The 9,343-nt window shown below is 70.1% G+C and carries 6 protein-coding genes and 1 pseudogene; 5 read left to right on the top strand and 2 right to left on the bottom strand.

Annotated features, from left to right (window positions below; all coding sequences use genetic code 11):
* Nucleotides 1-699, top strand: a 699-nt coding sequence (locus U9983_RS24225) for a transposase (RefSeq protein ID WP_322756225.1), incomplete at its 5' end; no start/stop codon positions are given.
* Between the two features lie 47 nt (nt 700-746).
* Here the strand turns inward: U9983_RS24225 and U9983_RS24220 are convergent.
* Nucleotides 747-1,373 carry a TetR/AcrR family transcriptional regulator gene (locus U9983_RS24220; RefSeq protein ID WP_322750763.1) on the bottom strand — a complete coding sequence of 209 codons (627 nt, stop codon included), beginning with the start codon at nt 1,371-1,373 and terminating at the stop codon, nt 747-749.
* 102 nt (nt 1,374-1,475) lie between these two features.
* Between U9983_RS24220 and U9983_RS24215 the strand changes: the two genes are divergently transcribed.
* The 4 genes and pseudogenes from U9983_RS24215 (at nt 1,476) to U9983_RS24200 (ending at nt 7,430) form a co-directional block, all read left to right on the top strand.
* Nucleotides 1,476-2,612 carry an amidohydrolase family protein gene (locus U9983_RS24215; RefSeq protein ID WP_322756224.1) on the top strand — a complete coding sequence of 379 codons (1,137 nt, stop codon included), beginning with the start codon at nt 1,476-1,478 and terminating at the stop codon, nt 2,610-2,612.
* A complete protein-coding gene (locus tag U9983_RS24210; protein WP_322756223.1) occupies nt 2,609-5,032 on the top strand; it encodes a CoA transferase in 2,424 nt (807 codons plus the stop codon). Before U9983_RS24215 ends, U9983_RS24210 begins: the two co-directional genes overlap by 4 nt.
* Entirely contained in the window at nt 5,033-6,229 is a 1,197-nt protein-coding gene (locus U9983_RS24205; protein ID WP_322756222.1) for a CaiB/BaiF CoA transferase family protein, read from the top strand.
* A gap of 222 nt (nt 6,230-6,451) precedes the next feature.
* Nucleotides 6,452-7,430 (top strand): annotated as a pseudogene (locus tag U9983_RS24200) (integrase core domain-containing protein).
* 271 nt (nt 7,431-7,701) lie between these two features.
* Here U9983_RS24200 and U9983_RS24195 read toward each other — a convergent pair.
* Nucleotides 7,702-9,174: a carboxylesterase/lipase family protein gene (locus U9983_RS24195; RefSeq protein WP_322756221.1), complete on the bottom strand. Its 1,473-nt coding sequence runs from the start codon at nt 9,172-9,174 to the stop codon at nt 7,702-7,704.
* Between the last annotated feature and the right edge of the window lie 169 nt (nt 9,175-9,343).

Genomic DNA, 9,343 nt, shown 5'->3' with positions numbered 1-9,343 from the left:
GAGGCGGACGGGATCTGCGGCGCGGAATACGGGGAGGTATCCGCGGATAGAGTGAATCGCCGGAATGGGTACCGGATGCGGGAATGGGACACCAGAGCGGGAACGGTCGACCTGGCGATCCCGAAACTGAGGTCCGGATCATACTTCCCGGAATGGCTGTTGGCACGGCGCCGGCGGGCGGAACAGGCACTGATCTCGGTCGTGGCCACGTCCTATCTGTTGGGAGTATCCACTCGTAGGGTCGACAAGCTCGTCGAGCAGCTCGGGGTCGCTCATATCTCGAAGTCGCAGGTGTCCGAGCTGGCGAAGCACCTCGACGGCCAGGTCGAGGCGATCGCGGCGGCGCCGGTGGAGACGCTCGCCGGCGTGGAGGGTGTCGGCCCGACCATCGCACGGGCGGTCGTCGACTGGTTCGCCGACCCGCGCCACACGGACGTCGTCGCCCGGATCCGGTCCGGGGGCGCGCAGACCACCGACGCCGACGGGGAGGAGGCTCCCCGGCCGACCCCGACCCGGCTGACCCCGACCCGGCTGACCCCGACCCGGCCGACCCCGACCCGGCCGTCACGTCGGCCGCCGTCGTCGCCGCGCCGGCCGACCCAGCCGCCCCGGTCGACGCGCAGGCTCCAGCCGACCCGCAGGGCTGAGCGCGCAGCCGGGGCGTCGCCGAGGGCGGCGAGGACGCAGGCATCCGGCTGACGCCGCGGACCTGGCCCGGCTGGTGGGGCGGTTCAGCGCGATGGCGGTCACCGGCCCGGCGCTGGTGACGTAGCCGGCTCGATCCGGGCCAGGATGACGGTGACCGTCTGCGTGAGCTCCTCGACGTAGAGCTGCCGGCCGGGCGGGTCCTCGCCCGGCGCGTGCTCGCGGGAGTAGTCGGCCAGGGCGTGGATCGTGAGCGTGAACGCGAAGACGTAGGCGAGCGTGGCGTGCGGCCCGAGCCGGGCTTCGAGCGCGGCGCTCACCACCCGGAAGTTGCCACCGAGGCCGCCCTCGGCGAGCTGGCGGTTCCGCTGCGGGTCGGCCAGGACGCGCGCCAGGAATCGCAGCGTCGTCGGCGATTCCTCGAGCAGCGGGCTCAACGTGCCGACCATGATCCGGGCAGCGGACTCGGGATCGATCGGGACGGTGAGCAGCGCGGTGTTGCTCGTGTGCAGGCGCGGGTGGGTGTGGTCGATGTGCTCGCCGATCGCGGTGAGCAGGTCGTCGCGCGAGCCGAAGTAGTAGCCGATCACGTCCTTGTTGTTCTGGCCGGCGGCCACCCCGATCCGGCCCAGGGACACCCCGTCGAGCCCGTGCTCGGCCAGCAGCTCGATCGCGGTGTCGAGCAGTCGTTCCCGCGTCTGCGGCGAGCCTCGACGCACGGTGGTCATTGCCAGCTCCCGGTCTTGCCGTCGGCCCGTAAGGTGGTTACCTTACGGTGTAACCCAGGTCACTGCCGATTGGTTCACGTCCGATCCGCGAGGAGTCGCGCCATGTACCACGTGTTCAGCGTCGACGACCACATCATCGAGCCGGCCGACGTCTGGTCCTCCCGGGTACCGGCCAAGTATCGCGAGGCCGCGCCGCACGTCGTGGAGGCGGACGGCCGGGAGTGGTGGGTCTACGAGGGCACGCGCCAGGTCACGATGGGCCTCAACGCGGTGGCCGGGAAGCCCCGCGAGGAGTGGGGTATGGAGCCGGCTCGCTTCGCGGACATGATCCCGGGCTGCTACGACCCCACACAGCGAGCGAAGGACCTGCGGGCCGACGGCATCTTCGCCAGCGTCAACTTCCCGACCCTGCCGGGCTTCGGCGGCCGCAAGTTCGTCACCTTCGAGGACAAGGACCTGGCGCTGGCCTGCGTCCAGGCCTGGAACGACTTCATCCTCGACGAGTGGTGCGCCGCCGCGCCCGAGCTGTTCGTGCCGATGACGATCGCGCCGCTGTGGGACGTCGAGCTGGCGGCCAAGGAGGTCGAGCGCACGCTGGCCAAGGGCGCCAAGGCGCTGTGCTTCGTCGAGGACCCGTCGCAGCTCGGGATGCCCGGGTGGCACACCGAGGCCTGGGACCCGCTGCTCGCGGTCTGTCAGGAGGCCGACCTCCCGATCTGCATGCACGTCGGCTCGGCAGGCAGCTCCACGCTGCTGGGTGACCAGATCCCGATCGTCGAGATCGCGTCGTCGTTCTCGCAGACGGCGCGCTACTCACTCAACCTGATGTGCTCGCCGGCTCCGCGCACATTCCCGGACATCAAGTTCGTCTGGAGCGAGGGCGGCATCGGCTGGCTCCCGGCGGCGCTCGAGCGGGCCGACGCGCAGTGGGAGAAGCACGGCTACTGGAGCCACCTTGAGGGCGCGACGCCGTCCGAGGTCGCCAAGCGCAACATGTGGTTCTGCATGATCGAGGAGCCCTGGGGGCTGACGACCAGGGAGGTCTACGGCTACGACCGGATCCTGTTCGAGACCGACTACCCGCACGCCGACACCACCTGGCCGCGGACCCAGGCGATCTGCAAGTCGCTGTTCGCCGACGTCCCGCGGCACGAGGTCGACGCGATCACGCACAGCAACGCCGAGCGGCTCTTCCATTTCCCGCTGACCGTGCCGATCGGGAACGGAGCCGGCGCGTGAGCGCTCCGCTCGAGGGCGTCCGGGTCGTCGACCTCACCTCGGGAATCTCCGGGGCGTACGCCACCAAGCTGCTCGCCGACGGTGGCGCGGACGTGGTCAAGGTCGAGCTGCCGGCCGGTGACTGGCTGCGCGGCTGGCGGGTCGGCGACAAGCCCGTCCCGGCGGGCGCCGACGGCGCGCTCTTCCAGTTCCTCGCCGCGTCGAAGTCGTCGGTGGTCCTCGACGTCGGCGCGATCGCCCAGGCGCCCGATAACCCGCTGGGCCACGCCTTGCTCAGCGGCGCCGACCTGGTCTTCGCCGACGCCGACGCCGACCCGGTCGCCCTGCGCGCGCGTTATCCGCACGCGGTCGTCGTCGCCATCAGCTCCTGGGGGCTCGGCTCGTCCTGGGCGGACCGGCCGGCGACCGACGCGGTCTTCCAGGCCATCGCCGGCGCGCCGATGACCCGCGGCAACCCGGCCCACCCGCCGGTCATCGAGGGCGGCGACCTCACCGAGTGGGCGGCCGGGCTGCTCGCCGGGATCGGCGGGCTGGTGGCGCGCTGGAAGTCACTCACGAGCGGGACGGGGGACCTGGTCGACGTCTCCAAGTTGGAGGCCGCGGTCCTGACCTTCTGCATGTATCCGGTGACCTTCGCGTCGATCGCCGGCGGGCCGATGCGCAGCAACCGGGCGCGCAACCTGCCCTCGATCCACCGCACCAAGGACGGTTACGTCGGCTTCATGACGGTCACCGGCCAGCAGTGGCTCGACTTCTGCGTCCTGGCCGAGCAGCCGGAGTGGATGGCGGACGAATCGCTCATCCAGTTCGAAGAGCGCAGCAAGCGGGCGGCCGAGCTCAACGGCGTGATCGACGAGTGGGCGGCGACGAAAACCACCGCCGAGATCCTCGACCTGGCGGACGCCCTGCGCGTGCCGGCCGCCGAGGTCGGGCGGGGCGACACCCTCCCCGAGATCGACCACTTCGTGGCGCGGCACGCCTACACGACCAACCCCGGCGGGTTCGTCCAGCCGGACGTGTCGTACACGCTCGGCGGCGGCGCGCAGCGGCGGCCGTTCGCGCCCGCGCCGGCGCCGGGACGCGACACCGAGCGGCTGCGCGCCGAGCCCGTCCGGAACCCGACGGTAGCCGGGGTCACCCCAGGGGAGGACGCGTTGCCGTTCGCCGGCCTGCGGATCGCCGACTTCACGATGAACTGGGCCGGGCCGATCATCGGTAACGTCTGCGCGATGTTCGGCGCCGACGTCATCCACGTCGAGTCGGTCCAGCGGCCCGACGCGTTGCGCTTCAAGAGCCTCAAGCCGCTCGGCGACCCCGACTGGTGGGAGTGGGCCCCGCTTTACATCGGCCCCAACACCAACAAGCGCGACCTGACACTCGACCTCGGCTCCGAGACCGGCCGCGACCTGGCCCGCCGGCTGGTCGCGCACTGCGACGTCGTCATCGAGAACTACTCGCCGCGCGTCATGGACAACTGGGGACTGACGTACGACGCCCTGCGCGAGGTCCGCGACGACGTCATCTTCCTGCGCTGCCCGGCGTACGGACTGTCCGGGCCCTGGCGCGACCGCGGCGGCTACGCCCAGACGATGGAGATGGCGTCCGGCCTCGCCTGGCTGACCGGCTGGCCGGGCGCGCCGCCGGAGATCCCGAACGGCCCGATGGACCCGCTCGCCGGCGGCCACAGCACCTTCGCGCTGCTGCTCGCGCTCGAGCATCGCCGTCGTACGGGCGAGGGGATGCTGCTCGAGAGTCCGATGATCTTCGGCGCGCTCAACGTGGCGGCCGAGCAGGTGATCGAGCACTCGGCGTACGGCACCCTCCTCACCCGCCAGGGCAACCGCAGCCCGCACGCGGCGCCGCAGGGCGCCTACCGCACCGCCGACCCGCTCCCGACCGGCGAGCTCGACCGCTGGGTGCTGATCTCGGTGGCCTCGGACGAGCAGTGGCGCGCCCTCACCGAGCTGCTGGGCCGGCCCGAGTGGAGCCAGGCGCCTGAGCTCTCCTCGGCCGCCGGTCGGCACGCCGCGCACGACCAGATCGACGAGCGGCTCGCGGCCTGGGCGGCGACGCAGGCCAGCACCGAGCTGGTCGACCGGCTCGTCGCGGCCGGGGTCCCCGCGGCGGTCGTCGCGCGCCAGGACGAGTCGCCGGGGCTGACCCCGATCCGGGAGCGTGGCTTCTTCGAGACCGTGCTGCACCCGGTGACCGGTGGGCAGCTGCTGCAGGGCTATCCGGCCCGGCTCGCCAGCGGCCCGCCGGTCTACAACCGGACTTCAGCCCCGTTGCTGGGCCAGGACAACGCCGACATCCTGAAAGGCCTGCTTGGGGTCACCGACCAGGAGTACGCCGCGCTCGAGGCCGCCGAGGTCATCGGCACGATGCCCTCGACGGCCGGACACAGCAGGGGGATGCGTTAGATGAGCCAACCAGGGCTGCTCGACGGCGTGCGAGTGCTGGAGTCCGCGATGCTCTTCAACGGCGACCGGTTGGGCTGTCTGCTCGGCGACCTCGGGGCCGACGTCATCAAGGTCGAGGCTCCGCCGGTCGGCGACTACCTGCGCGACTTCCTCGGCCAGGTCGTGCCGCACCACAGCCCGGCCCACCTCGAGGTCAACAAGCACAAGCGCAGCGTCGTGTTGGACCTCCGCGCCCAGGACGGCCTCGAGACCTTCTGGCGGCTGCTCGACACCGCCGACGTGTTCGTCGACGGCAACGCCGGCGACGCCCTCGACCGGCTCGGCATCGGCTACGCCCAGCAGCAGGCCCGCCGGCCCGGGATCGTCTACTGCCAGTACTCCGGCTTCGGGGCCCGCGGGCCGTACGCCTCGATCCCCACCCACGGGCAGATGATGAACGCGCTGGCCGGCGGTTATCCGCACGAGCTCGGCGAAGACGGCTTCGTGCGCCCCTCGACCGCGGTGCCGTTCATGGGCGGGATCAGCGGCGACGACGGCACGGCGACCGGCGCGATCTACGCCGCCTACGCCATCGCCGCGGCCCTCGTGCGGCACGGCCGGACCGGTGAGGGCGCGTACCTCGACGTGGCCGCCTCGGACGCGGTCGTCGCCAACTCGTGGGTCGGCGCGACGTACGGCCTGAACAACGATCGGATCACCGACCGCCGCTCGCTGCCGGCCAGCGACGAGACCGGGGCCAGCGCGAAGTACCAGTTCTACGCGTGCGCCGACGGCAAGGTGCTGCTGTTCTGCGCGATCGAGCCGAAGTTCTGGCGCAACTTCTGCCGGGCGATCGGGCGCGACGACCTGATCGGTGGCGGCAACGGCCAGCCGGTCGACTTCGCCGGCGGCCAGGACGATCTGCGCCGTTCGTTGGCCGAGATCTTCCGGTCCCGCCCGCTGGCGGAGTGGGTCGCCATCGCGGTCGAGCACGACATCGCGCTGGGACCCGCCTACGGCGACGCGACCGACCTGCTCACCGATCCGCACGTACAGGCGCGGGGGTTGCTCGTCGAGACCACGCACCCGGTGGCGGGGGCGTACACGAATATCGGGTTCCCGGCGCTGATCGCCGGGATCGACTACCGCGTTCAGCGCGGGGCCCCGAGGTTGGGCGAACACAACGCCGAGATCCTGGCGGAGCTGGACGAGGCCTGACCCTTGGCCGCCTGGTCAACCGTGAGGTGTCGATCGAGGATCCAGACCCGGGCCGCGACTCCGGCCCTGGTGGCCGAGACCGGTGAACCCCCGCTACCAGGGCCCGTTGGCCAGCTTCTGGTCGTGGGTGCGGGCCACCGTGGCCTGTACCGTGCCAGAAGTCGTTTTGGGCCGTTGACCTGCGGTTTCGCCGTCGGCCGTGATGGTGGATGATCGTGGTCTATGGTGGTGCGGCTGATGTATCTGGTCATGATCCGGGTGTTCGGCTGGCTCGTCCTGCTGGCTCGCAGCGACGCGGCGACGACGACGGAGCTACTCGTGTTGCGCCACGAGGTCGCGGTGCTACGCCGCCAGGTCGGACAGCCCCGGTTCACCTGGCCAGACCGCGCGATCCTGGCCGCGCTGGCCCGGCTCCTGCCCCGCGAGGTCCGGTCGCCCGCCGGTGGATGAGGAGCTGCGGACGTTGGTGATCCGCCTCGCCCGGGACAACCCGACCTGGGGCCACCGCCGCATCCAAGGCGAACTCCTCGGCCTGGGCCATCAGATCGGTGCAGGCACCGTACGGCGGATCCTCGGCCGTGCGGGTCTCGGCCCGGCGCCACGCCGCCATGCCGACACCACCTGGCGCACCTTCCTACACGCCCAGGCCAGCGGCCTGCTCGCCACCGACTTCTTCCACCTCGACACGATCGCCCTGCGCAGGCTGTACGTGCTGTTCGTGATCGAGATCCAGACGCGTCGCGTCCACATCCTCGGAGTCACCGCCCACCCGACCGGCGCCTGGGTCACCCATCAAGCACGCCACCTGGCCATGGACCTGGACGGACAGCTGGCTACGTGCGGGTATCTGATCCGCGACCGCGACACGAAATACACGCAAGCGTTCGACGACGTCTTCGCGTCCGAAGGCATCCAGGTCGTGCGCACGCCGCCGCGGATGCCGCAGGCGAACTGCTACGCGGAACGGTTCATCCGCTCTGTCCGCCAGGAGTGTACGGACAAGATCCTGCTCTACGGCGACCGCCACGCCACCGCTGTGCTCGACGCATACGCCCGCCACTTCAACGACCACCGCCCCCACCAGGGACGAGACCAGCGACCACCGAACCACGACCCGGCCACCGTCACGCCACTCGCAGGCCCAATCCGCCGCCGCAAGATCCTCGGAGGCGTGATCAACGAGTACCACCGCGCCGCCTGACCGAGGCGCGAAACCCCAGGCCACAGCCCCGAATCGAGTTTTGGCACGCTACAGGGATCGGTCCGCGTTGCGGCGAGCCCATCCACCGTTTCCGCGTGACGGAGTACGGCCCGAACGACGAGCGTGCATCACTGCCGCGCGGTGTGACAACTTTCGCCCAACGTCGGATCGCGACATCATGATCTTCGCGCTGTATTCGGCCATGATCTCGATCTCCATGCGCTGATGCAGAACACGCATTTTGTCCGCGGCATGCACGGATGGTGCCTTCTCACATTGGGGTTTTCAGTGGCAGTGGGGTGAAGGTGGTGTTCTGCCAGATTCTGCGTGACGTCTCCTCCGGGTAGGGGACGACGGTCGGTTCGGTGTCGAATACTCGGGTCAGTCGTTCTTGCTGGTCGTACTCGGGCCAGCCGGGGTTTCCGACGGCGGCGAAGGTTGTCCAGGCGTTTCTCATCTGCGCGGAAAGGTTCTCGGCGTCGGTGAGGTCGTCGCCGAGCAGCATGGCGGGCTGGCCGCTGGTCAGGTTGCCGAATACGAGTGGCACGTCGAGTCCGTGGCAGGCGCCGAGGGTGCCGCCCATGCCCGGCGCTGTCCAGGTGACCTCATACATGTAGGTGCGGCCGGTGTGGGCCTCGGCGAGGTGTAGCGACGGCATCCGGAACAGCCAGTCGGAGTGGACCCAGTCGTAGAGCTCATCGGGGCTGTCGCTGGCCGCGCGGTACCGGGCGACACCGTCTGGCCCGGGCGCGAATAGGCTCAGCGCGGTTGCCGCTTGCTCCTCGGTGATCTGACCGAGTAGGCCGTCGATCAGGGACAGCAGGCGCTGCTCGTGACGCATGTGCCCCGCAATGAGGTCGACGTCGCGAGCAACACCTTCCGCCAGCGCCTGCCAGGGGTCAGTTGGCAGCGTGGAGCCATCGACGATGGGGCCTAGTGGGATCCGACGATGCGCGGTGAGGCCCCAACGGTCGGCGTACTGGTCGATCTTTGCCATGAACGCATCCGCGACGGCTGGCAAATCGCCGGGTGCGATCGTGGCTAGTTCATCGGGTTTCAGACCGAGGTCGGCCGCGAGGACGCGGGTGATGTCGGCGGCCAGCTCAGGTGTGAAAAACGTGCCCGGCATGCTCTGCACGATCGCGCGACGGAACAGGCCGTTGGCCCGTGGCGTGGCCAGGAGCGCGGCCACGCAGCCGCCGCCCGCGGACTGGCCGAATACAGTGACCCGGTCGCGGTCACCGCCGAATGTGTTGATGTTGTCGCGAACCCATTCCAGCGCGGCTACTTGATCGAGCAGACCTCGGTTTGCCGGTGTCCCGTCGATCTGGGCGAATCCCTCGATCCCCACGCGGTAGTTGAACGTGACGACGACGCTGCCGTCGCGCGCCAGCCGACCGCCGTCGTACTCGGGCAGTCCGGATGTGCCGAATAGGTAGCCGCCGCCCTGGATCCATACCATCACCGGCAGGTTCGCGGCCAGATCGGGTGTCCACACGTTGACGGTCAGCCAGCCCTCGGTCGGCCCGGCGCTTGCGTCCGTGCCGAAGATGCCGGATTGCGGGGGCGGTGGGCCGTAGGACAACGCGTTTAGCGTCCCGGCCCACGCCGTCACCCGCTGCGGTGCGGCGAATCGCGCCGGTGGTTCGGCGAACGGGATGCCTTTGAAGACGATGAGGTCCGACTCGAGCCTGCCGCGCACGGCCCCAGCGGTAATACGGACCACCGGCTCGGTAGCTGTCACCACATGTCCTTCCACGATCTGTGTTGCATCGACGTCGAACATCCTTCCTGCTGGCCTGCCGCACGCCAATCGAAGTCAGCTGCGGAGGGATCGTCTTGATGAAGATGAGGCGTGCAGTGGTGCCCGCAAGCGGAAGCGCTGGGCGGTACGCCCCGTCCGCTCGCCGACG

It is taken from the genome of Protofrankia sp. Cas3 (assembly GCF_963555955.1).
GTDB lineage: Bacteria > Actinomycetota > Actinomycetes > Frankiales > Frankiaceae > Protofrankia.
The sequence above is the reverse complement of the archived record's forward strand: the minus strand, read 5'-3'. Positions and strand labels throughout refer to the sequence as shown.

Bases quoted from the DNA above. Each gene is read 5' to 3' on its own strand.
- U9983_RS24220 (WP_322750763.1), bottom strand. From the start codon at position 1,373: ATGACCACCGTGCGTCGAGGCTCGCCGCAGACGCGGGAACGACTGCTC.
- U9983_RS24205 (WP_322756222.1), top strand. From the start codon at position 5,033: ATGAGCCAACCAGGGCTGCTCGACGGCGTGCGAGTGCTGGAGTCCGCG.
- U9983_RS24215 (WP_322756224.1), top strand. From the start codon at position 1,476: ATGTACCACGTGTTCAGCGTCGACGACCACATCATCGAGCCGGCCGAC.